The following is a 25,047-nucleotide window of genomic DNA, read 5'->3' on the forward strand; positions in this document are numbered from 1 at the left end:
ACCACACGCAGCAGCGACAAGGCGCAAAAATCGTCTGCTACGGTGAAAATTAGTGCAGCACGTTTCCTTTGTTACAAATTCATCCCCTGAATCCCTCAGGGCTGAGTAAACAGCAGCGTCCCTCACTTTCACTTGTAACCTATAAAAGGTCGTTCACTGGCTTTTATGCTCGTCTTACTCAAAGCTACAGGCGCGATATTCTACGTGAAAACAAAGTAAACGGCAGGTCAAACAGAGTATCTTTGCAAATATTTTTTCACATTGGTGTCAAGCGGCTGAGAGGCGGCAAAAAAATCCCCCTGACCGCCCGTCACGCCGCGCTCTGTCAACATCTGCCATTCACTGCGTGAACGTACGCCTGCGGCAAATACTTGCGTTTGCGTTCCTTTGCACGCCTCCACCAGGCTTTGTACCAGCAGCTGGTTTTCCGTGCGCTTTTCGATATTCCTTACCAGACCCGGATGCAGCTTCAATAATTCGACATCCAGCTCTTTGATCCAGCTGGTGCTGACCAGGGTAAGACCCGCCTGTGTTACCGCCACGCGAGCCCCAAGCGCATTGATTAAACGCACAACCGAGCGCAATCGGCTGATGTGTTGACCTACATCTGCCTCTGCAAGTTCAAAAATAATGCGTTTGCGTTGCGATTTTTCGCATTGCATTAACGTGTCACGTAACCAACGCTGAAAACGCGGACGGATCAGCGATTCGACGGTCACCTGTAAAGCCAGATTTTCTTCAGGCCAGTACGATAAAAACGGAATGAGGCGGGTGATTTGCTGGCGGTCATACTCTTCGGACAATCCGAATTGCAGCACCATCGGCAAATACTCTGCGGAGATAACCTCCTCGGTCCCATCAAAAATACGGCACATCAGCTCACGATGATGGACATGACCATTTTTTATGACCGCCGGTTTTTGATAGATGCGCGGTCCACCCCGGCTCAGCATCTGTTCAATCAGGGTTCGCCAGCGTACGTTGCCGCGCCCTTTTTCCGGTAGCGTATCATCATAGACCGCCCATCCGTTCGCCCCCTGCAATACGGCGTTGCGCGTGGCCGCTTCTGCATGTTCCATCACCTGCTCCGTCGACTGACCGCCGCGCCAGGCACAGATGCCCATATGCACCATGTCGTCGCGGTCGAGCATTTTGCTCTGGGGTAGCGCATCGACGGCTTTCAACAGCTGGCTGGCGATACTCTCGGACTCCTTTAAGGTGCGATGCGGCAGCAAGACGGCAAAGTCGCTGCGGTGGTAGCGTGCCAGTAACGCGCCGGGGTAGCGCATAATAAAGGTGGACAGCAGGTTAATCAGCGTGAAGAGGTTCTCTTCCGCCACGCGCTGGCCCCAGGTATCACGGAGCAGATCGAAGTCGGGCAGGCGAATCATCATTACCACGCCATGCGTCCCCACCTTTTCGGGGTCATCAAGAAGCGTAGCCAGCTGATTATCAAAGAAGAGACGGTTGTTAAGGCCCGTTTTGTTATCCTGCGCGGCGTAGGAGCGAATCAACGTGTCCATACGGCTACGCTGATCGCTGGCAAACTGGATTTCGGAGAGCAGCACGTCCAGGGCGCTACTGGTACGTGATGGCCATTCATAAACCGATCCCCGTACCTGCGGACCCCGCTCGCCATTCAGTATTCGCACCGAGCGTGTTTCCAGCAGTTCCTGGCCGGAAAGTTGACGACGCTGCCAGCGAACGGCGAGGAAAATCAGCAGGACGATCAAGGCTACGGCGATGGTTAAGGGCGCGGTGGTCATGAGCGAGCGTAAATAGTTGCTCATCGGATCCTGGTACATCAGATGGATTGTCATACCCGGATGTTTAAGTGAGCGTACCGTTATGTCCCGATACTGATCTACCGTGCCGGCAGGACGGTAGCTGCCCTGACGGGTATGGCTGAAAACGGTCTGCTTCCCCTGTTTAATGTCGATCTGCACGATATCCACAGGCACCATTAACTCATCCAGTTCACGCGAAAGTGCCGGGAAGGAGGTTGTAATCAGGCGAGTGTCGATAACCGATGCAACCGATTCTACCCGGTTAACCAGCTTATCCTGGATGGCATTATAAAAGCTCAGCGAGCAGCCGATTAGCGTGACAAATATGGTCAGTCCCGTCAGCAAGGTGATAAAAGCTGAGAACTTCGTCGTTAATCGCATCCTTGAGATTACTCCGTGGGTTGAAGGGGTCGCAAGTGAGCGCTAACTTGCATTTCAAATGCGGCATACTACCAAACCTGGTGTATCTGGCAATTTATTGCGTTAAATCGGCACTGCGTTTCATTGAGCGAGTATAGTCTTCAGTACATATTTTCCCATCATCAATCCTAGTGAGGACCCTGTATGCAGGCTTTGATCTTAGAACAGCAGGACGGCAAAACCGTTGCCTCGGTGCAAGCCATTGACGAGAGCCGCCTGCCGGAGGGCGACGTGACCGTAGATATCGACTGGTCAAGCCTGAACTATAAAGATGCACTGGCCATTACGGGAAAAGGTAAAATCATCCGAAATTTCCCAATGGTGCCAGGCATCGACTTGGCTGGTCGCGTGCATACCAGTGAAGATCCGCGTTTTCACGCCGGACAGCAGGTGCTGCTCACCGGCTGGGGCGTAGGTGAAAACCACTGGGGAGGACTGGCAGCGCAGGCGCGCGTAAAAGGTGACTGGCTGGTCCCGATGCCGAAAGGCCTGGACGGCCGTAAGGCGATGATCGTCGGCACGGCAGGTTTCACCGCCATGCTCTGCGTGATGGCGCTGGAAGAGGCCGGGATCCGTCCTGACTCTGGCGAAATTGTCGTGACCGGCGCCAGCGGTGGCGTGGGCAGCACGGCCGTCACGCTGCTGCACAAGCTGGGGTACCAGGTCGCCGCCGTCTCTGGCCGCGAAAGTACGCATGATTATCTACGTCAGTTGGGCGCAAGCCGTATTCTGAGCCGCGACGAATTCGCCGAGACCCGTCCGCTGGAAAAACAGGTCTGGGCTGGCGCTGTAGATACCGTCGGCGACAAAGTGCTGGCGAAGGTGCTGGCGCAAATGAATTACGGTGGCTGCGTGGCGGCCTGTGGTCTGGCGGGTGGTTTTGCCCTGCCGACGACGGTGATGCCATTTATTCTGCGTAACGTGCGTCTTCAGGGTGTCGATTCGGTCATGACCCCAGCCGAGCGGCGGGCTGAGGCCTGGGAACGTCTGGCGCGGGATCTGCCCGCCTCATTCTATGAGCAGAGCGCCACTGAGATCACCCTGAGCCAGGCGCCAGAGTACGCCAATAAAATCATGGACAACCAGTTCCACGGTCGTGCGCTGGTTAAAATCGCCTAATCTTCAAATTTTCGTGACATATTCGCGCTAACCCTCCTCCTCCGTCATGCTTAGAAAAACGCCTGACGGAGGATGCCATGAAAACCCGAAAACTGACGGAAGCCGACGTAACGTCCGAGTCTGTCTTTATGCTACAGCGTCGCCAGATCCTGAAAATGCTTGGCATCAGCGCCACTGCCCTGACGCTCACCCCTGCGGCCCACGCCGATCTGCTCGACTGGTTTAAGGGCAACGACCGCCCGAAAGTCCCCTCTGGCGCACCGCTTAACTTCACGAAACCGGCGCAGTGGCAGAATAAACTGACGTTGACGCCGGAAGATAAAGTCACCGGCTATAACAACTTCTATGAGTTTGGCCTCGATAAGGCCGATCCTGCCGCCAACGCCGGGAGCATGAAAACCGATCCCTGGACGCTGAAGATTGATGGCGAAGTGGCAAAGCCGCTGACGCTGGATCATCATGACCTCACCACCCGCTTCCCACTTGAAGAACGCATTTACCGTATGCGCTGTGTGGAAGCCTGGTCGATGGTGGTGCCGTGGGTAGGTTTCCCTTTGCATAAACTGCTGGCGCTGGTTGAGCCCACCAGCAACGCGAAGTATGTTTCCTTCCAGACGCGCTATGCCCCGGACGAGATGCCAGGCCAGAAGGATCGGTTTATCGGCGGCGGGCTGGAGTATCCCTACGTTGAAGGTTTACGTCTCGACGAAGCCATGCATCCGCTTACGCTGCTCACCGTCGGGGTTTACGGCAAAGCGCTGCCGCCGCAAAACGGGGCGCCCATTCGCCTGACCGTACCGTGGAAATACGGTTTCAAGGGCATCAAATCGATCGTCAGCATTAAGCTCACCCGTGAACGCCCACCCACCACCTGGAACCTCGCAGCGCCAGATGAGTATGGTTTTTTTGCCAACGTTAACCCGCACGTTGATCATCCACGCTGGTCGCAAGCGACGGAACGTTTTATCGGTTCCGGCGGCGCGCTGGATGTTAAACGCCAGCCAACGCTGCTGTTTAACGGCTATGCAGATGAGGTGGCATCCCTCTATCGTGGGCTGAATTTACGGGAGAACTTCTAAGTGCGTTTAACGGCAAAGCAGATAACCTGGCTGAAGGTACTCCTGCATTTAGCCGGATTGCTCCCCTTTATCTGGCTCTTTTGGGCAGCCAGCCAGGGACAGTTCAGTGCCGATCCGGCTAAAGATATTCAGCATTTTACGGGTCGGATGGCTCTGAAATTTTTGCTGGCGACCTTGCTCGTCTCACCGCTTGCGCGCTACGCTAAACAGCCATTGCTAATACGTACCCGTCGGCTTTTGGGGCTATGGTGTTTCGCCTGGGCGACGCTGCATCTCACCAGTTACGCCCTGCTGGAACTGGGCATTAACAACCTGGCACTCCTTGGCAGCGAACTGGTTACGCGTCCTTATCTGACGCTGGGTATCGTATGCTGGCTGGTTTTACTGGCGCTGACGCTGACATCCACGCAGTACGCGCAGCGAAAAATGGGACGGCGCTGGCAACTGCTGCACAACTTCGTCTATCTTGTCGCGATCCTCGCGCCCATCCATTACCTGTGGTCGGTGAAGATATTATCTCCTCAGCCGGTCATCTACACCCTGCTGGCATTGGCCCTTTTAGCATGGCGTTATAAGAAGTTCCGCCAGTGGGTACGATAGTCCACGAAACTGTGCGTTTTCCCGCAGATTATTTATCAGCCGCGAATCTTTTTCGGATAGCGGTTGATAATCTTCCCTGATAAGACCAGTATTTAGCTGCCAAATGCTACGAAATCGTTATAATGTGCGACTTCGGTTTTCCGGACAGGGGTTTTTGGCCTCTGAAAGGGTGACAATTGCGTGTTGAGGGTATATGTTGTTTTTTACCCGAAAATCGCAGGAGATAGCGGCACAATGGCTGACAAATTCCAAATTTTAGTATTGAACGGACCGAACCTGAACATGCTCGGCACCCGTGAGCCAGAGAAGTACGGCACGCTGACATTGAGCGAAATTGTTAACCGTCTGGGTACGGAAGCAGCCTCGCTGAATGTGGATTTGGACCATTTTCAGTCAAACGCGGAGTACGCAATCATCGACCGTATTCATCAGGCTAAAGACACTGTGGACTATATCCTGATCAATCCGGCCGCGTTTACGCACACCAGTGTTGCTATACGCGACGCACTGCTCGCGGTGAGTATCCCGTTTATCGAGATCCATCTGAGTAACGTGCACGCCCGAGAGCCGTTCCGCCACCATTCCTACTTGTCAGATATCGCCGCTGGCGTGATATGTGGGCTGGGTGCAGACGGCTATTCATACGCTTTACAGACAGCGGTAAAACGCTTGTCACAATCACACTAAACAAGAGTACGGAACCCACTCATGGATATTCGTAAGATTAAAAAACTGATCGAGCTGGTTGAAGAATCAGGCATCTCCGAACTGGAAATTTCTGAAGGCGAAGAGTCTGTACGCATCAGCCGTGCAGCCCCAGCCGCTAGCTTCCCGGTAATGCAGCAAGCTTATGCTGCGCCAGTGCAGCAGCCTGCGCTCTCCGCAGCCGTTGCACCAGCAGCAGAAGCCGCACCTGCAGCAGCTGCAGAAATCAGTGGTCACATCGTACGTTCCCCAATGGTTGGTACTTTCTACCGCACCCCGAGCCCGGACGCGAAAGCGTTCATCGAAGTGGGTCAGAAAGTCAACGTAGGCGATACCCTGTGCATCGTTGAAGCCATGAAAATGATGAACCAGATCGAAGCAGACAAATCAGGTACTGTGAAAGCGATTCTGGTCGAAAGTGGTCAGCCGGTAGAATTTGACGAGCCGCTGGTCGTCATCGAGTAACGAGGCGAACATGCTGGATAAAATTGTTATCGCCAACCGTGGCGAGATTGCACTGCGTATTCTTCGTGCCTGTAAAGAACTGGGCATCAAGACCGTGGCCGTGCACTCAAGCGCGGATCGCGATTTAAAACACGTATTGCTGGCGGATGAGACGGTCTGTATCGGTCCGGCTCCGTCCGTAAAAAGCTATCTGAACATCCCGGCGATCATCAGCGCCGCCGAAATCACTGGCGCGGTCGCGATTCACCCGGGTTATGGTTTCCTCTCTGAGAACGCCAACTTTGCTGAGCAGGTTGAACGCTCTGGCTTTATCTTCATTGGCCCGAAAGCCGACACCATTCGCCTGATGGGTGACAAAGTGTCTGCCATCACCGCGATGAAAAAAGCCGGCGTGCCAACCGTACCGGGCTCTGACGGCCCGCTGACCGACGATATGGATGCTAACCGCGCCCATGCTAAACGCATTGGCTACCCGGTTATCATCAAGGCGTCTGGCGGCGGCGGCGGTCGCGGTATGCGCGTTGTACGCAGCGATGCTGAACTGGCGCAGTCCATCTCCATGACCAAAGCGGAAGCGAAAGCGGCTTTCAGCAATGACATGGTGTACATGGAAAAATACCTGGAAAACCCACGCCACATCGAAATTCAGGTGCTGGCTGACGGTCAGGGCAACGCGATCTATCTGGCTGAACGTGACTGCTCCATGCAGCGTCGTCACCAGAAAGTCGTCGAAGAAGCGCCAGCGCCGGGCATTACGCCGGAACTGCGTCGCTACATCGGTGAGCGTTGCGCCAAAGCGTGTGTCGATATCGGCTATCGCGGGGCGGGTACCTTTGAGTTCCTGTTCGAAAACGGCGAGTTCTACTTCATTGAGATGAACACCCGTATTCAGGTTGAACACCCGGTTACCGAAATGATCACCGGCGTTGACCTGATCAAAGAACAGCTGCGTATCGCAGCCGGTCAGCCGCTGTCCATCAAACAGGAAGAAGTTGTGGTTAAAGGCCATGCGGTAGAGTGCCGTATCAACGCCGAAGACCCGAACACCTTCCTGCCAAGCCCGGGTAAAATCACGCGTTTCCACGCGCCGGGTGGCTTTGGTGTGCGCTGGGAGTCCCATATTTACGCCGGTTACACCGTACCGCCGTATTATGACTCAATGATCGGTAAGCTGATCTGCTACGGCGAAAACCGTGACGTGGCCATTGCCCGCATGAAGAACGCCCTTCAGGAGCTGATCATCGACGGGATCAAAACCAACGTAGATCTCCAGATGCGCATCATGAGCGACGAGCACTTCCAGAATGGTGGTACTAACATCCACTACCTGGAGAAAAAACTCGGTCTGAACGAGAAGTAAGAGACCAGTGTTGCTAAAAGGCCGGATTATCCGGCCTTTTTTATTTCTGGGGATCGCAAAGCCCCATCATGTACAATCCCCGCTTTCTTCATCCACAAGGGACAAAAAATGGACAAACGTTTTGTTCAGGCCCATAAAGAAGCGCGCTGGGCGCTGTGGCTGACCCTTCTCTATCTCGCTGCATGGTTAGTAACTGCTTACTTACCTGATTCAGCGATTGGCATTACCGGCCTCCCGCACTGGTTTGAAATGGCCTGCCTGCTGCTGCCGCTGGTGTTTATTGTGCTGTGCTGGGCGATGGTGAAATTCATCTATCGCGATATCTCCCTGGAGGACGATGATGCAGCTTGAAGTCATTCTGCCGCTTGTCGCTTACCTGTTCCTGGTGTTTGGCCTGTCGGTTTATGCGATGCGTAAACGTTCAACCGGTACCTTTCTGAACGAGTATTTCCTCGGGAGCCGCTCAATGGGTGGCGTCGTGCTGGCCATGACGCTGACCGCTACTTACATCAGCGCCAGCTCGTTTATCGGTGGCCCGGGCGCCGCTTATAAGTACGGACTGGGCTGGGTACTGCTGGCCATGATCCAGCTGCCTGCCATCTGGCTCTCTCTGGGCATACTGGGTAAAAAGTTTGCCATTCTGGCCCGTCGCTACAATGCCGTGACGCTGAACGATATGCTGTTTGCCCGCTATCAGAGTCGCTTGCTGGTATGGCTGGCAAGCCTGAGTCTGCTGGTGGCGTTTATTGGTGCGATGACGGTGCAGTTTATCGGCGGCGCACGTCTGCTGGAAACGGCAGCCGGGATCCCCTACGAGACGGGTCTGGTCATTTTCGGTGTGAGTATCGCGCTGTACACCGCGTTTGGCGGGTTCCGTGCCAGCGTTCTGAACGACACGATGCAGGGAATGGTGATGCTTATTGGCACTCTCGTTCTGCTGGTGGGTATCGTGCATGCCGCAGGGGGCCTGAGCCATGCGGTTGAAACCCTGGAAGCGATCGATCCGAAACTGGTCTCGCCGCAGGGGGCGGATGACATCCTCTCTCCAACCTTTATGACCTCGTTCTGGGTGCTGGTGTGCTTTGGCGTGATTGGCCTGCCGCATACCGCCGTGCGCTGCATCTCATATAAAGACAGCAAAGCGGTACACCGCGGGATTATTATCGGGACAATTGTGGTGGCAATCCTGATGTTTGGTATGCACCTGGCGGGCGCGCTGGGACGCGCGGTGATCCCTGACCTTACCGTACCGGATCTGGTCATTCCAACCCTGATGGTGAAAGTACTTCCGCCGTTTGCCGCCGGAATTTTCCTCGCCGCACCCATGGCGGCCATTATGTCGACCATCAACGCTCAGTTGCTGCAAAGTTCCGCTACGATCATTAAAGATCTCTATCTGAATTTGCGCCCTGAACAGGTCGAAAATGAGCGACGCCTCAAGCGCATGTCGGCGGTGATTACCCTGGTGCTGGGGGCGTTGCTGCTGCTGGCCGCGTGGCGTCCACCGGAGATGATCATCTGGTTGAACCTGCTCGCCTTTGGCGGGCTGGAAGCCGTTTTCCTGTGGCCGCTGGTGCTGGGGCTGTACTGGGAACGCGCGAATGCCGCGGGTGCATTAAGCGGCATGATTGTCGGGGGCGTCCTGTATGCCGTTCTCGCCACGTTGAAAATTCAGTATCTTGGCTTTCACCCGATCGTGCCTTCGTTACTGTTAAGTTTACTGGCGTTTGTGGTGGGTAACCGTTTTGGCCGTCCCGTTCCACCCGCCACCCTGATTTCTACTGATAAATAAAGAGTTTTGCCATGCCGTGGATCCAATTGAAACTGAACACAACCGGCGCGAACGCCGAAGAACTGAGTGATGCGCTGATGGAGGCCGGTTCGGTCTCTATCACGTTCCAGGACACGCATGACACGCCGGTCTTTGAGCCGCTACCAGGCGAAACGCGCCTGTGGGGTGATACGGACGTTATCGGCCTGTTCGATGCAGAAACCGACATGAAAGAGGTCGTGGCGATTCTGGAAAACCATCCGCTACTGGGCGCGGGTTTCGCGCATAAAATCGAACAGCTGGAAGACAAAGACTGGGAACGCGAGTGGATGGACAACTTCCATCCGATGCAGTTTGGTCAGCGTCTGTGGATCTGCCCAAGCTGGCGCGACGTTCCCGATGAAAATGCGGTCAACGTAATGCTGGATCCGGGTCTGGCGTTCGGCACCGGTACCCACCCGACAACCTCCCTGTGCCTGCAATGGCTGGATGGCCTGGATCTGGAAGGCAAAACCGTGATCGACTTCGGTTGCGGATCCGGGATCCTCGCTATCGCGGCGCTGAAACTGGGCGCGGCAAAAGCCATCGGGATCGACATCGATCCGCAGGCGATTCAGGCCAGCCGTGATAACGCCGAGCGTAATGGCGTTTCCGATCGCCTTGAACTGTATCTGCCCGATGCACAGCCAGAGGCCATGAAAGCCGATGTGGTGGTCGCGAATATCCTGGCTGGCCCGTTACGCGAGCTGGCGCCGTTAATCAGCGTGCTGCCGGTTGAAGGCGGTCTGCTGGGCCTGTCCGGTATCCTTGCCAGCCAGGCAGACAGCGTCTGTGAAGCCTACGCCGATCTCTTTGCGCTCGACCCGGTTGTCGAGAAAGAAGAGTGGTGTCGCATCACCGGTCGTAAAAAATAAGCCTTTGGCGTGGTCGTCTGACCACGCCTTTTCCCTTCGGTTTTTTCTCCCCCCTTCATCCTTTCTTCGATAAAATAACCGCACAAATCATAATGTTAATCATTGATTTGGATAATAAAATTCACAGGAAGAATACGATGAAACACATTTCAGGCAAGGCAGCGCTGCTGGCGCTGAGCGTGATTTCGGCTTCAACTTACGCCTCACACTGGAGCTATCAAGGAGAAGGCGCACCGGCACACTGGGGCGAACTGGACGAGGCGTACAAGACGTGTAAAAGCGGGATGTATCAGTCGCCGGTTAACATTGATAATACGGTCAAAGCTCACATCTCTCCGCTGGAAACGCACTATATCGACGGCCCGGTCACCCTGACAAACAACGGCCATACTATCCAGGCGAGTGAAAATGCCGATACACGCGACAGCATCACGCTTGATAAACAGACCTGGACATTACAGCAGTTCCATTTCCATGCGCCATCCGAAAACACGGTGCACGGTAAAAAATACGCAATGGAAATGCATCTGGTCCATAAAAACGCTGACGGCGAACTGACGGTCGTTGCCGTTATGTTCGATCAGGGCGCGGCAAACGCTGCACTGGATAAACTCTGGGGCGTGATGCCAGGGCAGGTTGACCAGAACGTTACAATTAAGCCAACCCTCGATATGAATAAATTACTGCCTGCGGATAAAACCTACTGGCGTTTTAGCGGCTCCCTGACCACACCACCGTGCTCAGAAGGGGTGACATGGTTGGTGCTCAAGCATCCGCTGACCGTCTCTGCTGAACAGCTGCAAAAATTCACTCACACTATGCACCACGAAAACAGCCGCCCGGTTCAGCCGCTTCATGGCCGTCTGGTTGTTGAATAAGCCGATTTTTTGCGCTGATATCCTGTGCTGAAATGCGACGCAGATCGCAAAGAAGCGCCATAATCTGCTGCATATCGCAGCAGATTATCCCGGCCAATTGATTCATTTATTCAGAAATGATGAGAAGTTACGGGAAATTGTAAGCGCCCACAAAATGTTCATTTCTTCATAACACAATGATTTAAATAGCGAATAATCTTATCCGAAAAGAATGACTGGCGATTCCTTGATCTACAACAGAGGATTGTTCAAAGTTTGGCCTTTCATCTCGTGCAAAAAATGCGTAATATACGCCGCCTTGCAGTCACAGTATGGTCATTTCTTAACTCATGCGCATCGGACACCACCAGCTTAGAAATCGCCTGATCGCAGCCCCAATGGCAGGTATTACCGACCGGCCGTTCAGGACGCTGTGCTACGAGATGGGAGCAGGATTAACCGTTTCCGAGATGATGTCGTCTAACCCGCAGGTTTGGGAAAGCGACAAGTCCCGCCTTCGGATGGTGCACGTGGATGAGCCAGGTATCCGCACCGTGCAAATTGCCGGAAGCGTGCCTGAAGAGATGGCAGATGCCGCGCGTATTAACGTGGAAAGTGGCGCCCAGATTATTGATATCAATATGGGTTGCCCGGCCAAAAAGGTGAATCGCAAGCTTGCAGGTTCAGCCCTTCTGCAATACCCCGACCAGGTGAAGTCAATCCTGACGGCGGTTGTCAGCGCAGTGGACGTTCCTGTTACGTTGAAGATTCGCACGGGTTGGTCGCCGGAACACCGTAACTGTGTAGAGATTGCCCAACTGGCCGAAGACTGTGGCATTCAGGCCCTGACCATTCATGGACGCACTCGCGCCTGTTTGTTCAACGGTGAAGCTGAATACGACAGCATTCGGGCAGTTAAGCAGAAAGTTTCCATTCCGATTATCGCGAATGGCGACATAACTGACCCGCTTAAAGCCAGAGCTGTGCTCGACTATACGGGAGCTGATGCTCTGATGATAGGACGTGCCGCTCAGGGAAGACCCTGGATCTTTCGGGAAATCCAGCATTATCTGGACACTGGGGAGCTGCTTGCCCCGCTGCCTCTGGCAGAGGTTAAGCGCTTGCTTTGTTCGCATGTTCGGGAACTGCATGACCACTACGGCCAGGCAAAAGGGTACCGAATTGCGCGTAAACACGTATCCTGGTATCTCCAGGAGCACGCTCCAAATGACCAGTTTCGGCGCACATTCAACGCCATTGAGGATGCCAGCGAACAGCTGGAGGCGTTGGAGGCATACTTCGAAAATCTTGCGTAATGAAATAAAGAGCTGACAGAACTATGTTCGAACAACGCGTAAATTCTGACGTACTGACCGTTTCTACCGTTAACTCTCAGGATCAGGTGACTCAAAAGCCCCTGCGTGACTCGGTTAAACAGGCACTGAAGAACTATTTTGCTCAACTGAACGGTCAGGATGTTAATGACCTGTATGAGCTGGTACTGGCTGAAGTTGAACAGCCACTGTTGGACATGGTGATGCAATACACCCGTGGTAATCAAACCCGCGCTGCCCTGATGATGGGCATCAACCGTGGTACCCTGCGTAAGAAATTGAAAAAATACGGCATGAACTGATACTAATCAGTTAAATGCTTGTTTAAAAAGGCGCTCTTCGGCATGGGGAAGCGCCTTTTTTATTGCCCGGATGAGCGACCGTCAACGCTTTGTAAACCTTCTCCTTCCCCACTTTTCAACGCCCGCTTTTCGTGTATATTTCCACCACCTTACAGGCTCTCTTTTCGCGGAATGACACATGATTCGTAAATACTGGTGGCTGGTCGTTTTTGCTGTCTCTGTTTTCATTTTCGATGCGCTGCTGATGCAGTGGATTGAACTGATGAGCACCGAAACCGATAAATGTCGCAATATGAATTCCGTGAACCCGCTAAAACTGGTCAACTGCTCAGAGCTGGACTAGCCTCTTCCATCCTGTACCCCTCTGTTATCACCCAATAAAAACAGGGGCTTAAATCACTTTTCGTCATTTCCTGACGATGATAATGTCTGTGCCCTTTTCAACCGCTCTTGCTTAACGTCTCACAACGAGTGAACAGACCATGCTGGTTAGCCAATACAACCAAATCCTCGTCGTCATCTCCTTTATTGTCGCCATTCTTGCCGCCTATACCGCGCTGAATATGGCTGCGCGCGTTGCCGGAAGCCAGGGCGTCGCTGCACGCGTCTGGCTGGCAGGTGGCGGTGTTTCGATGGGGATTGGCGTGTGGGCGATGCATTTCATCGGTATGCTGGCGATGGATCTTTCCATGAGCATGAGTTACAACGCGACCCTGACCGTGCTTTCGATGATTATCGCCATCAGCTCGTCAATGTTCGCCCTGTGGCTCGTTAGCGGCGAGCAGCTACATTTGCGCCGACTGCTGCCTGGCGCCGTCGTGATGGGTGCAGGCATAGTTACCATGCACTACACCGGTATGGCTGCCCTGGAGGTCACTCCGGGTATTGTCTGGGATAAAACGTGGATGGCTATCTCTGTGGGCATAGCCCTTGCCGCTTCACTGGCCGCTCTTTGGCTGACGTTCCGTTTACGTCAGGAAGCTGCACGAATGGCGTTGATGCGTCTGGGGGCGGCGATCACCATGGGCATCGCTATCGCTGGCATGCATTACGCCGGCATGGAAGCAGCACAATTTCCAATGTCGACGATGGTCCACCATCATGGCATTAACGGGAGCTGGCTGGCGATACTGGTTAGCGTGGTCGCGCTCGCTATTCTGGGGATTACGCTGCTGGTATCGATGTTCGATGCCCGCCTTCAGGCTCGTACCTCGCTGCTGGCCTCATCACTGGCAGAAGCTAACCGTGAACTCGCTCAGCTGGCGTTGCATGATACGCTGACGCGCTTACCCAATCGTATTCTGCTTGAGGATCGCCTCGATCAGGCCATCAGCAAGGCCGATCGCGAAGGAAGCCCTTTCGCGCTGATGTTTATGGATCTTGATGGCTTTAAAACCGTCAACGATGCCTATGGTCATGATGTCGGTGACAATCTTCTGGTTGCGGTGACTCAGCGTTTGCTGTTGCAGTTGAAAGGTCAGTACACGCTGGCGCGTATCGGTGGGGATGAATTCGTCCTGCTGGCAGAAACCACTACCCCGGATGATGCTGCCTCACTGGCAAATTCACTGGTACGCGTCATTGATAGCCCGTTCCATCTCGATCCTTACGAACTGATGGTCACCCTGAGCATTGGCATTGCGCTCTATCCACACGATGGCAAAACCGATCGTGAACTGATGTTTAACGCTGATGCTGCGATGTACCACACGAAACATATGGGTCGTAACGGTTATCACTTCTTTCAGCCGTCAATGAATACGCTGGCGCAGACGCATCTTCAGCTGATGAATGATCTGTGGCAGGCCATCGACCGTAATGAGTTACGTCTGCTTTATCAACCTAAATTCCACGCCCCTGCCGGGCCGGTCATCGGATTCGAAGCGCTGTTACGCTGGCAGCATCCCAAACAGGGATTACTGCCCCCCGACCTGTTTCTACCGCTTGCAGAGAAAACCGGGCTGATTATTCCAATTGGAAACTGGGTAATCGACGAGGCCTGCCGCCAGCTGCGAGAATGGCACCTTCAGGGCCACACGGACTGGTCAATGGCGGTGAATCTTTCTACGTTGCAGTTCGAACAGCCGTCGCTGGTTAAAACGGTTCTCGATTGTCTGACGCGCCATAGCGTACCGCCCGGCATGTTGATCCTGGAGGTGACCGAAACCACGGCGATGAGCAATCCGGACGAAAGCGTTCGTGTCCTGACAGCGCTGACGGATGCGGGCGTAAAAGCCTCGATAGACGATTTTGGTACAGGTTATTCAAGCCTTCTTTATCTTAAGCGACTCCCTGCCTGCGAGTTGAAAATCGATCGTGCTTTTGTAAAAGAGTTAAGTGGAGAGAGTGAAGATGCGACGATCGTCTCGGCGATTATCGCCCTGGCAAAAACGCTGAATCTGAAGGTCGTGGCAGAAGGGGTCGAAACCGCAGCGCAGCAGACCTTTCTGACAGAACTGGGATGCAATACGCTACAGGGTTATCTGCTGGGCAAACCGATTACCGCGCAGGCTATTATGGAACAGTGCCAGCACGGGGAGATGTCACCATCCCGTATGCAATCATGAGGCTGTATCGTAGAACACTGGCGCCACTCGAGTGATATTTAGTGTCGCAAGAATATTATCCACCAGCGCCGGCGCCTGTTTGTACAGATTAAAACTGTTGCTATCCATTAACCAGTTTTTAATGACTCCGCTAAAAAATGCGTGGAAAACAATCAGCGCCAGTTCAATATTAGTTTGGGAAGAAATAATGCTACGCGCAACGCATTGTCTCAACGTCCTGCGAAGATAAGTATCGTTTAAACCGATCCGCTTGCGTATTTCACATTCTGAAATCACATCGTCATGAAATTCACACTTATGATACAGAATTTGTAAAAGAGCATACTGGCGTGGCTCGCTCGCAATATATTGCAGCGCGACAATAAACTGTTCACGAAGCATTAACAAAGGGTCATCTTTTTCAGAAAGTATTAACCTGTCACGAATCATTTCACGCAGCGGCAATTGCTGTTCCCAGATGGCGTTAAATATTTCCGCTTTACTCGAAAAATGCCAGTAAACCGCCCCGCGAGTAAGTTGAGCAGCATCGGCGATGTCGGTAAGCGTGGTATTAGCCACGCCACGTGTCGCGAATAGCCCGATAGCGGCTTCAATCAGCTGCTGCCGGGTCTTTTGAGCCTCTTCTTTCTTTTTACGCGCCATAGCCTGCTACTCATTACTTATACGGTTGATACGACATCAAACGTTATTAAAGGGTCGTGTAAGTCAAAGTATTCACCATAACCCGTTTTAGTTTTGCACAAAAAAAGTCAATTCATTTAATTTATAATTCATACGAATAAATTGAGCGAATCAAATTCATTAAATAAATAGTTTGTATTTACTCATAAGTATTCCGTTGATTATCCTGACAGAAGCCGGATTTCGAATACACTGGTTCAGAATCTGATTTTGCTTTTTATTGCCTCCATCAGCACTTATAAATTAAAAAACCTTGAATACCCTCATTATTATACGCAGCTACATTTCTTTTTTTGCCTCACACCCTTTCACCGACTTATGGCATATATCGGTTCAAGGGTAGTTTAAGGAACAGTAATGACGAATCACTTCAGACGCTTACCCTTATCCGGTTTCATTGTCTGTGCTGCACTGCTCGCCGGGTGCGATGGGCAAGAAAACCCACAGCAGCATGGGCAAGCTCCTCAGGTCAGTGTTCATATTGTCAAAAGCGCGCCACTGGCCGTAACGACGGAATTGCCAGGCAGAACTGACGCTTATCGTGTAGCGGAGGTTCGTCCCCAGGTAAGTGGTATCATTCTGCACCGTAATTTTACCGAAGGCAGCGACGTCAAAGCGGGTGAATCACTTTATCAGATCGATCCGGCCACCTATCAGGCAGCCTACGACAATGCGAAAGGTGAACTGGTAAAAGCGCAGGCGGCGGCAAACATAGCCCATCTGACGGTAAAACGTTACCTTCCGCTGGTCGGTACGCAATATGTGAGCAAGCAGGAGTATGATCAGGCGGTGGCAACCGCCCAGCAGGCGGATGCAAGCGTCGTTGCCGCGAAAGCTGGCGTTGAGAGCGCGCGGATCAATCTTGCTTATACGAAAGTCACATCGCCAATCAACGGGCGCATTGGCAAATCCAGCGTCACTGAAGGGGCGTTAGTCACTAATGGTCAGTCAACCGCACTGGCGACAGTTCAGCAGCTCGATCCCATTTATGTCGATGTAACGCAATCCAGCAGCGATTTTATGCGTCTGAAGCAGCAGACGAGCCTGCAAAAGGGAGACACCAGCAGCGTTGAGTTGCTGATGGAAAATGGCCAGCCTTATCCGCTGAAAGGAACGCTCCAGTTCTCTGATGTCACGGTAGATGAAAGTACCGGCTCAATCACCCTTCGCGCTCTCTTCCCTAACCCTCAGCATATGCTGTTACCGGGTATGTTTGTCCGTGCACGCATTGACGAAGGCACACAGCCTGATGCCATCCTTGTTCCCCAGCAGGGGGTAACCCGTACACCTCGCGGTGATGCAACCGTGCTTGTGGTAAACGATAAAAACCAGGTGGAATCTCGCACTGTCGTTGCACCGCAGGCGATTGGCGATCGGTGGTTGATCACGGAAGGTCTGAAAAATGGCGACCGCGTCATTATCAGCGGCCTGCAAAAAGTTCGCCCTGGCGTCACCGCCGTGGCTATTCCTGATACCGCCGCGACTCCAGCCAGTTAAGGGATAACGAGATGGCTAATTTCTTTATTCAACGGCCTGTTTTCGCCTGGGTGCTCTCCATCATTCTGATGATTGCGGGCGGGCTGGCCATTTTAAAACTGCCGGTGGCGCAATATCCAACCATTGCGCCGCCAGCAGTTGCGGTGACAGCGACCTACCCTGGCGCTGATGCCCAGACGGTCCAGGATACCGTGACGCAGGTTATCGAACAGAACATGAACGGAATCGACAATCTGATGTACATGTCGTCCACCAGTGATTCTGCCGGTAACGTCACCATCACCCTGACGTTCGAGTCGGGTACGGATCCTGATATCGCGCAGGTGCAGGTTCAGAACAAACTCCAGCTCGCTATGCCGCTGCTACCGCAAGAAGTACAGCAACAGGGGATCGGCGTGGAAAAATCCAGCAGCAGCTTCCTGCTGGTCGCGGGATTTGTGTCGGATAATAAAAACCTCACTCAGGATGATATCTCCGACTATGTCGCTTCTAACGTAAAAGATGCGATCAGCCGTACTTCCGGCGTCGGTGATGTGCAGCTGTTCGGTGCGCAGTATGCAATGCGCATCTGGCTGGACAGCAACGCGATGAATAAATATCAGCTCACGCCGTTGGATGTCATTAACCAACTGAAAACGCAGAACGACCAGATTGCTGCGGGCCAGTTGGGAGGTACGCCGTCCGTACCAGGGCAGCAACTGAACGCCTCAATTATTGCTCAAACGCGCCTGAAATCGCCGGAGGAGTTTGGCCGTGTGACGCTGAAGGTGAACCAGGACGGTTCAATGGTCCACCTGAAAGATGTGGCCCGCATTGAGCTGGGTGGCGAAAACTACAACATGGTCACCAAAATCAATGGCCAGGCAGCAACGGGGCTCGGGATCAAGCTGGCGACTGGCGCAAACGCGCTGGATACCGCTGCCGCCATTAAGAGTAAACTGGCGCAGTTGCAGCCCTTCTTCCCTCAGGGCCTGAAAGTCGTTTATCCGTACGACACCACACCTTTCGTGAAGATCTCAATCCATGAAGTGGTGAAGACGCTGTTTGAAGCGATCGTTCTCGTGTTCCTGGTGATGTACTTGTTCCTGCAAAACCTGCGGGCGACCCTTATTCCGACTATTGCCGTGCCCGTGGTGCTACTGGGTACCTTCGCGGTACTGGCTGCGTTTGGTTTCTCCATTAACACCCTGACGATGTTCGGGATGGTATTGGCGATAGGTTTGCTCGTCGATGATGCCATCGTGGTGGTTGAGAACGTAGAACGCGTCATGGTTGAGGACAAGCTGCCGCCAAAAGAGGCGACCCAGAAGTCGATGGAGCAAATCCAGGGCGCTCTGGTGGGCATTGCCATGGTGCTTTCAGCGGTGTTTATTCCGATGGCATTTTTTGGAGGTTCAACCGGGGCTATCTATCGCCAGTTCTCGCTGACCATTGTCTCCGCGATGGCCTTATCGGTGCTGGTGGCGTTGATATTAACGCCTGCTTTATGTGCAACGCTGCTCAAACCGGTTTCCAGCGACCATCATGAAAAGAAAGGTGGATTCTTCGGCTGGTTTAACGCGCTTTTTGATAAGAGCGTGGAGCACTACAGCAACAGCGTGAGCGGCATTTTACGTAAGACCGGACGCTATCTGCTGGTTTACGTCATCATCGTCGGCGGCATGGCAATACTGTTCCTGCGCCTGCCTTCCTCCTTCCTGCCGGAAGAGGATCAGGGGGTGTTTATGACGATGGTTCAGCTGCCGGCAGGGGCGACGCAGATGCGTACCCAGCAGGTACTCGATCAGGTTCAGGACTATTATCTGACGAAAGAGAAAGCGAACGTTGAATCGGTCTTTACCGTAAACGGATTTAGCTTTAGCGGGCAGGGGCAGAACTCCGGTATCGCTTTCGTCAGCCTGAAGCCATGGGAAGAACGCCCGGGCAAGGAAAACGGCGTTGAGGCGATTGTCAGCCGCGCAACGAAAGCGTTTAGCCAGATCAAAGATGGTCTTGTATTTCCGTTTAACCTCCCTGCCATTATTGAACTGGGTACCGCAACAGGCTTTGACTTTGAACTGATTGACCAGGCAAACCTGGGACATACGCAGCTCACGCAGGCACGTAACCAACTGCTTGGCATGGTAAGGGAACATCCTGACTTACTGGTCCGCGTGCGTCCTAACGGACTGGAAGATACGCCACAGTACAAACTGGATGTCGACCAGGAGAAGGCCCAGGCGCTGGGTGTGAGCATATCTGATGTCAATCAGACCATCTCAACAGCATTGGGTGGCACTTATGTGAACGACTTTATCGATCATGGACGCGTGAAAAAAGTTTATGTCCAGGCTGATGCTCGCTTCCGTATGTTACCAGGAGATATTAACGACCTGTATGTGCGTAGTGCTAACGGCGAAATGGTGCCTTTCTCTGCCTTTAGCAGCTCTCACTGGGTGTACGGCTCACCTCGTCTGGAACGTTACAATGGGATGCCATCAATGGAGATCCTCGGTGAGTCTGCGCCAGGCAAAAGTACCGGTGAGGCAATGGAGATGATGGAAAGCCTTGCGTCGAAACTGCCTTCCGGAATTGGCTACGACTGGACGGGGATGTCTTATCAGGAACGTCTTTCCGGAAATCAGGCTCCAGCACTGTATGCCATTTCACTGATTGTGGTGTTCCTGTGTCTGGCGGCTCTCTATGAAAGCTGGTCAATTCCATTCTCGGTCATGCTGGTTGTGCCCCTGGGGGTGATCGGCGCGCTTCTGGCTGCATCAATACGTGGGCTGAACAATGACGTTTACTTCCAGGTTGGTCTGCTTACGACAATTGGTTTATCAGCCAAAAACGCCATACTGATCGTTGAGTTCGCCAAGGATCTTATGGATAAAGAAGGCAAAGGGATTATTGAAGCCACGCTGGAAGCCTCACGTATGCGTCTGCGCCCTATCCTGATGACCTCTCTGGCATTTATCCTTGGTGTTATGCCTCTGGTCATCAGTAGTGGCGCAGGTAGTGGGGCACAAAACGCTGTCGGGACGGGCGTGATGGGCGGGATGCTGTCAGCCACTCTGCTGGCCATTTTCTTTGTTCCTGTTTTCTTCGTTGTTGTCCGGAGACGGTTTACAAAGCATAAGGATTAATGAAAATCATAAAGGCACCTCTGGTGCCTTTTTTATTTCCTGTCAGCATTCTAATAAAAAGACATCTCTTCACATTTCCTCCATAAATAATCAACGCCCCTCTTTTTTCTCCATGATTTTTACAATCCACACAATTTGAGATTATTCCCCGTGCTGTATGGTATTAGTGCGGTGGTAAAATAATCATCAATTCGTAAATTGCCGCATCGGCTCTTAAGCGAATAAGCGATCATATTGAGGTAACATCATGAAAAGATTCCTTTCCGTTGCACTTCTCGCTGCGCTGCTTGCTGGTTGCGCGCACGACTCTCCCTGTGTACCGGTATACGACGATCAGGGGCGACTGGTTCACACCAATACCTGTATGAAGGGGACTACCCAGGATAACTGGGAAACAGCAGGTGCGATTGCCGGTGGCGCCGCAGCAATAGCTGGCCTGACTCTCGGTATTGTCGCCCTGACTAAATAATACTTTTAAAAGCGCGGCCATCGCCGCGCTTTTATTTTATCTAATCAAAGGGATGTATATTTCCCCTCTCAGATATCATCAGATAATTTTTAGATTCAGTATCCTGTTTTTTTATAGTCCTATTTCCTTACCTATACAACCTCCGTCTGAATCACTGAATTGATTTAACGCTGCTGCGAGTAAGCATTATGCATTCCGTGAATTCATTTATAGCTGGGTTAAGACGCTTTAATACGTCAAGTAAGGTATTAACGGCACTCGTTGGAATATCTGATAAGGAAATTGGTTTAGCTGAGGGCATAACGCAAAAAGGCCATCCTTTCGGATGGCCTTTCTACTTGTTTGATGTCTGGCAGTTCCCTACTCTCACATGGGGAGACCCCACACTACCATCGGCGCTACGGCGTTTCACTTCTGAGTTCGGCATGGGGTCAGGTGGGACCACCGCGCTAAAGCCGCCAGACAAATTCTTTTACTTCTTGCCGAACTTTAACCTAAGTATAAAGTGGTGCTGATACCCAGAGTCGAACTGGGGACCTCACCCTTACCAAGGGTGCGCTCTACCAACTGAGCCATATCAGCACGCTAAATTTGATGCCTGGCAGTTCCCTACTCTCACATGGGGAGACCCCACACTACCATCGGCGCTACGGCGTTTCACTTCTGAGTTCGGCATGGGGTCAGGTGGGACCACCGCGCTAAAGCCGCCAGGCAAATTCTGTTAATCTGTATCAGGCTGAAAATCGTGTCTGTCTCTTCGCCGAAACAGCTTCGGCGTTGTAAGGTTAAGCCTCACGGTTCATTAGTATCGGTTAGCTCAACGCATCGCTGCGCTTACACACCCGACCTATCAACGTCGTAGTCTTCAACGTTCCTTCAGGAGACTTAAAGTCTCAGGGAGAACTCATCTCGGGGCAAGTTTCGTGCTTAGATGCTTTCAGCACTTATCTCTTCCGCATTTAGCTACCGGGCAGTGCCATTGGCATGACAACCCGAACACCAGTGATGCGTCCACTCCGGTCCTCTCGTACTAGGAGCAGCCCCCCTCAATTCTCCAGCGCCCACGGCAGATAGGGACCGAACTGTCTCACGACGTTCTAAACCCAGCTCGCGTACCACTTTAAATGGCGAACAGCCATACCCTTGGGACCTACTTCAGCCCCAGGATGTGATGAGCCGACATCGAGGTGCCAAACACCGCCGTCGATATGAACTCTTGGGCGGTATCAGCCTGTTATCCCCGGAGTACCTTTTATCCGTTGAGCGATGGCCCTTCCATTCAGAACCACCGGATCACTATGACCTGCTTTCGCACCTGCTCGCGCCGTCACGCTCGCAGTCAAGCTGGCTTATGCCATTGCACTAACCTCCTGATGTCCGACCAGGATTAGCCAACCTTCGTGCTCCTCCGTTACTCTTTGGGAGGAGACCGCCCCAGTCAAACTACCCACCAGACACTGTCCGCAACCCGGATTACGGGTCTACGTTAGAACACCAGCCATTAAAGGGTGGTATTTCAAGGTTGGCTCCACGCAGACTGGCGTCCACGCTTCAAAGCCTCCCACCTATCCTACACATCAAGGACCAGTGTTCAGTGTCAAGCTATAGTAAAGGTTCACGGGGTCTTTCCGTCTTGCCGCGGGTACACTGCATCTTCACAGCGAGTTCAATTTCACTGAGTCTCGGGTGGAGACAGCCTGGCCATCATTACGCCATTCGTGCAGGTCGGAACTTACCCGACAAGGAATTTCGCTACCTTAGGACCGTTATAGTTACGGCCGCCGTTTACCGGGGCTTCGATCAAGAGCTTCGCGTTGCCGCTAACCCCATCAATTAACCTTCCGGCACCGGGCAGGCGTCACACCGTATACGTCCACTTTCGTGTTTGCACAGTGCTGTGTTTTTAATAAACAGTTGCAGCCAGCTGGTATCTTCGACTGATTTCAGCTCCGCCCGCAGGGGCTTCACCTACATATCAGCGTGCCTTCTCCCGAAGTTACGGCACCATTTTGCCTAGTTCCTTCACCCGAGTTCTCTCAAGCGCCTTGGTATTCTCTACCTGACCACCTGTGTCGGTTTGGGGTACGATTTCGTGTTACCTGATGCTTAGAGGCTTTTCCTGGAAGCAGGGCATTTATCACTTCAGCACCGTAGTGCCTCGTCATCACACCTCAGCGTTAACAAGGTACCGGATTTACCTGGAACCTCCGCCTACATGCTTAAACCGGGACAACCGTCGCCCGGCTGACATAGCCTTCTCCGTCCCCCCTTCGCAGTAACACCAAGTACAGGAATATTAACCTGTTTCCCATCGACTACGCCTTTCGGCCTCGCCTTAGGGGTCGACTCACCCTGCCCCGATTAACGTTGGACAGGAACCCTTGGTCTTCCGGCGAGCGGGCTTTTCACCCGCTTTATCGTTACTTATGTCAGCATTCGCACTTCTGATACCTCCAGCACCCCTCACAGGACACCTTCAACGGCTTACAGAACGCTCCCCTACCCAACAACACATAGTGTCGCTGCCGCAGCTTCGGTGCATGGTTTAGCCCCGTTACATCTTCCGCGCAGGCCGACTCGACCAGTGAGCTATTACGCTTTCTTTAAATGATGGCTGCTTCTAAGCCAACATCCTGGCTGTCTGTGCCTTCCCACATCGTTTCCCACTTAACCATGACTTTGGGACCTTAGCTGGCGGTCTGGGTTGTTTCCCTCTTCACGACGGACGTTAGCACCCGCCGTGTGTCTCCCGTGATAACATTCTTCGGTATTCGTAGTTTGCATCGGGTTGGTAAGCCGGGATGGCCCCCTAGCCGAAACAGTGCTCTACCCCCGAAGATGAGTTCACGAGGCGCTACCTAAATAGCTTTCGGGGAGAACCAGCTATCTCCCGGTTTGATTGGCCTTTCACCCCCAGCCACAGGTCATCCGCTAATTTTTCAACATTAGTCGGTTCGGTCCTCCAGTTAGTGTTACCCAACCTTCAACCTGCCCATGGCTAGATCACCGGGTTTCGGGTCTATACCCTGCAACTTAACGCCCAGTTAAGACTCGGTTTCCCTTCGGCTCCCCTATACGGTTAACCTTGCTACAGAATATAAGTCGCTGACCCATTATACAAAAGGTACGCAGTCACCCCATAAAGAGGCTCCCACTGCTTGTACGTACACGGTTTCAGGTTCTTTTTCACTCCCCTCGCCGGGGTTCTTTTCGCCTTTCCCTCACGGTACTGGTTCACTATCGGTCAGTCAGGAGTATTTAGCCTTGGAGGATGGTCCCCCCATATTCAGACAGGATACCACGTGTCCCGCCCTACTCTTCGAGTTCACAGCATGTGTGCTTTCGTGTACGGGACTATCACCCTGTACCGTCGGACTTTCCAGACCGTTCCACTAACACACAAGCTGATTCAGACTCCGGGCTGCTCCCCGTTCGCTCGCCGCTACTGGGGGAATCTCGGTTGATTTCTTTTCCTCGGGGTACTTAGATGTTTCAGTTCCCCCGGTTCGCCTCGTTAACCTATGTATTCAGTTAACGATAGTGCAACGGATTGCACTGGGTTTCCCCATTCGGACATCGCCGGGTCAAAGGTTCATATCACCTCGCCGGCGCTTTTCGCAGATTAGCACGTCCTTCATCGCCTCTGACTGCCAGGGCATCCACCGTGTACGCTTAGTCGCTTAACCTCACAACCCGAAGATGTTTCACTTCTGATTGCGAAAATTTGAGAGACTCGAACACACATGAGCTGTGTGTCGTTTCAATTTTCAGCTTGATCCAGATTTTTAAAGAGCAAATATCTCAAACATGACTCGCAAGTCAGTTTTGAGATATGACGGCAGGTGACTTTCACTCACGAACCAGCAAGTGGCGTCCCCTAGGGGATTCGAACCCCTGTTACCGCCGTGAAAGGGCGGTGTCCTGGGCCTCTAGACGAAGGGGACGTACAGTCTCAATCGCAAGACGCCTTGCTATTTACTTTTCATCAGACAATC

General features: G+C 52.8%; 19 protein-coding genes, 2 tRNA genes and 3 rRNA genes. 17 read left to right on the forward strand and 7 right to left on the reverse strand.

Annotated features, from left to right (window positions below):
- Window positions 1-227 precede the first annotated feature (227 nt).
- On the reverse strand, window positions 228-2,168 hold the full coding sequence (csrD, locus tag ACQG1K_RS20070) for an RNase E specificity factor CsrD (RefSeq protein WP_022649564.1): 1,941 nt from the start codon (window positions 2,166-2,168) through the stop codon (window positions 228-230).
- 183 nt (window positions 2,169-2,351) lie between these two features.
- Between csrD and ACQG1K_RS20075 the strand changes: the two genes are divergently transcribed.
- The 14 genes from ACQG1K_RS20075 to ACQG1K_RS20140 all read left to right on the forward strand — a co-directional run bounded on the left by ACQG1K_RS20075 (window position 2,352) and on the right by ACQG1K_RS20140 (window position 15,280).
- Entirely contained in the window at window positions 2,352-3,326 is a 975-nt protein-coding gene (locus ACQG1K_RS20075; protein WP_023298743.1) for an MDR family oxidoreductase, read from the forward strand.
- Between the two features lie 77 nt (window positions 3,327-3,403).
- Window positions 3,404-4,405 carry a protein-methionine-sulfoxide reductase catalytic subunit MsrP gene (gene msrP / locus ACQG1K_RS20080; RefSeq protein ID WP_199126324.1) on the forward strand — a complete coding sequence of 334 codons (1,002 nt, stop codon included), beginning with the start codon at window positions 3,404-3,406 and terminating at the stop codon, window positions 4,403-4,405.
- The gene (gene msrQ / locus ACQG1K_RS20085) at window positions 4,406-5,005 is read left to right on the forward strand and encodes a protein-methionine-sulfoxide reductase heme-binding subunit MsrQ (protein WP_199126326.1); all 600 of its coding nucleotides are present in this window, start codon (window positions 4,406-4,408) and stop codon (window positions 5,003-5,005) included.
- Window positions 5,006-5,239: 234 nt separating this feature from the next.
- Entirely contained in the window at window positions 5,240-5,692 is a 453-nt protein-coding gene (gene aroQ / locus ACQG1K_RS20090; RefSeq protein WP_022649568.1) for a type II 3-dehydroquinate dehydratase, read from the forward strand.
- A gap of 21 nt (window positions 5,693-5,713) precedes the next feature.
- The gene (accB, locus tag ACQG1K_RS20095; RefSeq protein ID WP_010436174.1) at window positions 5,714-6,175 is read left to right on the forward strand and encodes an acetyl-CoA carboxylase biotin carboxyl carrier protein; all 462 of its coding nucleotides are present in this window, start codon (window positions 5,714-5,716) and stop codon (window positions 6,173-6,175) included.
- Between the two features lie 10 nt (window positions 6,176-6,185).
- Window positions 6,186-7,535: an acetyl-CoA carboxylase biotin carboxylase subunit gene (accC, locus tag ACQG1K_RS20100; RefSeq protein ID WP_003860388.1), complete on the forward strand. Its 1,350-nt coding sequence runs from the start codon at window positions 6,186-6,188 to the stop codon at window positions 7,533-7,535.
- 108 nt (window positions 7,536-7,643) lie between these two features.
- Window positions 7,644-7,886: a YhdT family protein gene (locus ACQG1K_RS20105; protein ID WP_022649569.1), complete on the forward strand. Its 243-nt coding sequence runs from the start codon at window positions 7,644-7,646 to the stop codon at window positions 7,884-7,886.
- A complete protein-coding gene (gene panF, locus ACQG1K_RS20110) occupies window positions 7,876-9,327 on the forward strand; it encodes a sodium/pantothenate symporter (protein WP_022649570.1) in 1,452 nt (483 codons plus the stop codon). The genes ACQG1K_RS20105 and panF overlap by 11 nt, the downstream gene beginning before the upstream one ends.
- 11 nt (window positions 9,328-9,338) lie before the next feature.
- Window positions 9,339-10,220: a 50S ribosomal protein L11 methyltransferase gene (gene prmA / locus ACQG1K_RS20115; protein ID WP_022649571.1), complete on the forward strand. Its 882-nt coding sequence runs from the start codon at window positions 9,339-9,341 to the stop codon at window positions 10,218-10,220.
- Between the two features lie 137 nt (window positions 10,221-10,357).
- Window positions 10,358-11,098, forward strand: a complete 741-nt coding sequence (locus tag ACQG1K_RS20120; protein WP_046620923.1) for a carbonic anhydrase — start codon at window positions 10,358-10,360, stop codon at window positions 11,096-11,098.
- A gap of 329 nt (window positions 11,099-11,427) precedes the next feature.
- Window positions 11,428-12,393, forward strand: coding sequence for a tRNA dihydrouridine synthase DusB (gene dusB / locus ACQG1K_RS20125; RefSeq protein ID WP_006812176.1), 966 nt, complete (start codon window positions 11,428-11,430; stop codon window positions 12,391-12,393).
- A gap of 23 nt (window positions 12,394-12,416) precedes the next feature.
- Window positions 12,417-12,713 (forward strand): DNA-binding transcriptional regulator Fis, encoded by a 297-nt coding sequence (gene fis / locus ACQG1K_RS20130; RefSeq protein WP_000462905.1) that lies wholly within the window; start codon window positions 12,417-12,419, stop codon window positions 12,711-12,713.
- A 178-nt stretch (window positions 12,714-12,891) separates the two neighbouring features.
- On the forward strand, window positions 12,892-13,056 hold the full coding sequence (locus ACQG1K_RS20135; RefSeq protein WP_003860373.1) for a DUF2556 family protein: 165 nt from the start codon (window positions 12,892-12,894) through the stop codon (window positions 13,054-13,056).
- A gap of 139 nt (window positions 13,057-13,195) precedes the next feature.
- Window positions 13,196-15,280: a putative bifunctional diguanylate cyclase/phosphodiesterase gene (locus ACQG1K_RS20140; RefSeq protein WP_038417078.1), complete on the forward strand. Its 2,085-nt coding sequence runs from the start codon at window positions 13,196-13,198 to the stop codon at window positions 15,278-15,280.
- On the opposite strand, the gene envR is transcribed toward ACQG1K_RS20140, so the two are convergent.
- The gene (envR, locus tag ACQG1K_RS20145; RefSeq protein ID WP_022649574.1) at window positions 15,275-15,922 is read right to left on the reverse strand and encodes an acrEF/envCD operon transcriptional regulator; all 648 of its coding nucleotides are present in this window, start codon (window positions 15,920-15,922) and stop codon (window positions 15,275-15,277) included. The genes ACQG1K_RS20140 and envR overlap by 6 nt on opposite strands.
- A 396-nt stretch (window positions 15,923-16,318) precedes the next feature.
- Between envR and ACQG1K_RS20150 the strand changes: the two genes are divergently transcribed.
- The 3 genes from ACQG1K_RS20150 (at window position 16,319) to ACQG1K_RS20160 (ending at window position 21,052) form a co-directional block, all read left to right on the forward strand.
- Complete coding sequence (locus ACQG1K_RS20150) at window positions 16,319-17,458, forward strand: efflux RND transporter periplasmic adaptor subunit (RefSeq protein ID WP_022649575.1); 1,140 nt, start codon at window positions 16,319-16,321, stop codon at window positions 17,456-17,458.
- Window positions 17,459-17,469: 11 nt separating this feature from the next.
- Complete coding sequence (locus ACQG1K_RS20155) at window positions 17,470-20,583, forward strand: efflux RND transporter permease subunit (protein ID WP_048206623.1); 3,114 nt, start codon at window positions 17,470-17,472, stop codon at window positions 20,581-20,583.
- A 247-nt stretch (window positions 20,584-20,830) separates the two neighbouring features.
- Window positions 20,831-21,052, forward strand: a complete 222-nt coding sequence (locus tag ACQG1K_RS20160; RefSeq protein ID WP_003860364.1) for a lipoprotein — start codon at window positions 20,831-20,833, stop codon at window positions 21,050-21,052.
- Window positions 21,053-21,399: 347 nt separating this feature from the next.
- On the opposite strand, the gene rrf (ACQG1K_RS20165) is transcribed toward ACQG1K_RS20160, so the two are convergent.
- The 5 genes from rrf (ACQG1K_RS20165) to ACQG1K_RS20185 all read right to left on the reverse strand — a co-directional run bounded on the left by rrf (ACQG1K_RS20165) (window position 21,400) and on the right by ACQG1K_RS20185 (window position 24,996).
- A 5S ribosomal RNA gene (gene rrf, locus ACQG1K_RS20165) occupies window positions 21,400-21,515 on the reverse strand.
- A 43-nt stretch (window positions 21,516-21,558) separates the two neighbouring features.
- Window positions 21,559-21,634: transfer RNA gene (locus ACQG1K_RS20170), tRNA-Thr, on the reverse strand.
- A gap of 14 nt (window positions 21,635-21,648) precedes the next feature.
- Window positions 21,649-21,764, reverse strand: a 5S ribosomal RNA gene (gene rrf, locus ACQG1K_RS20175).
- Between the two features lie 69 nt (window positions 21,765-21,833).
- Window positions 21,834-24,738: ribosomal RNA gene (locus tag ACQG1K_RS20180) — 23S ribosomal RNA — on the reverse strand.
- Between the two features lie 182 nt (window positions 24,739-24,920).
- A tRNA-Glu gene (locus tag ACQG1K_RS20185) sits at window positions 24,921-24,996 on the reverse strand.
- Window positions 24,997-25,047 lie beyond the last annotated feature (51 nt).

Origin of the sequence: Enterobacter cloacae complex sp. 402C9 (genome assembly GCF_050030745.1) — a bacterium.
Lineage (GTDB): Bacteria > Pseudomonadota > Gammaproteobacteria > Enterobacterales > Enterobacteriaceae > Enterobacter > Enterobacter intestinihominis.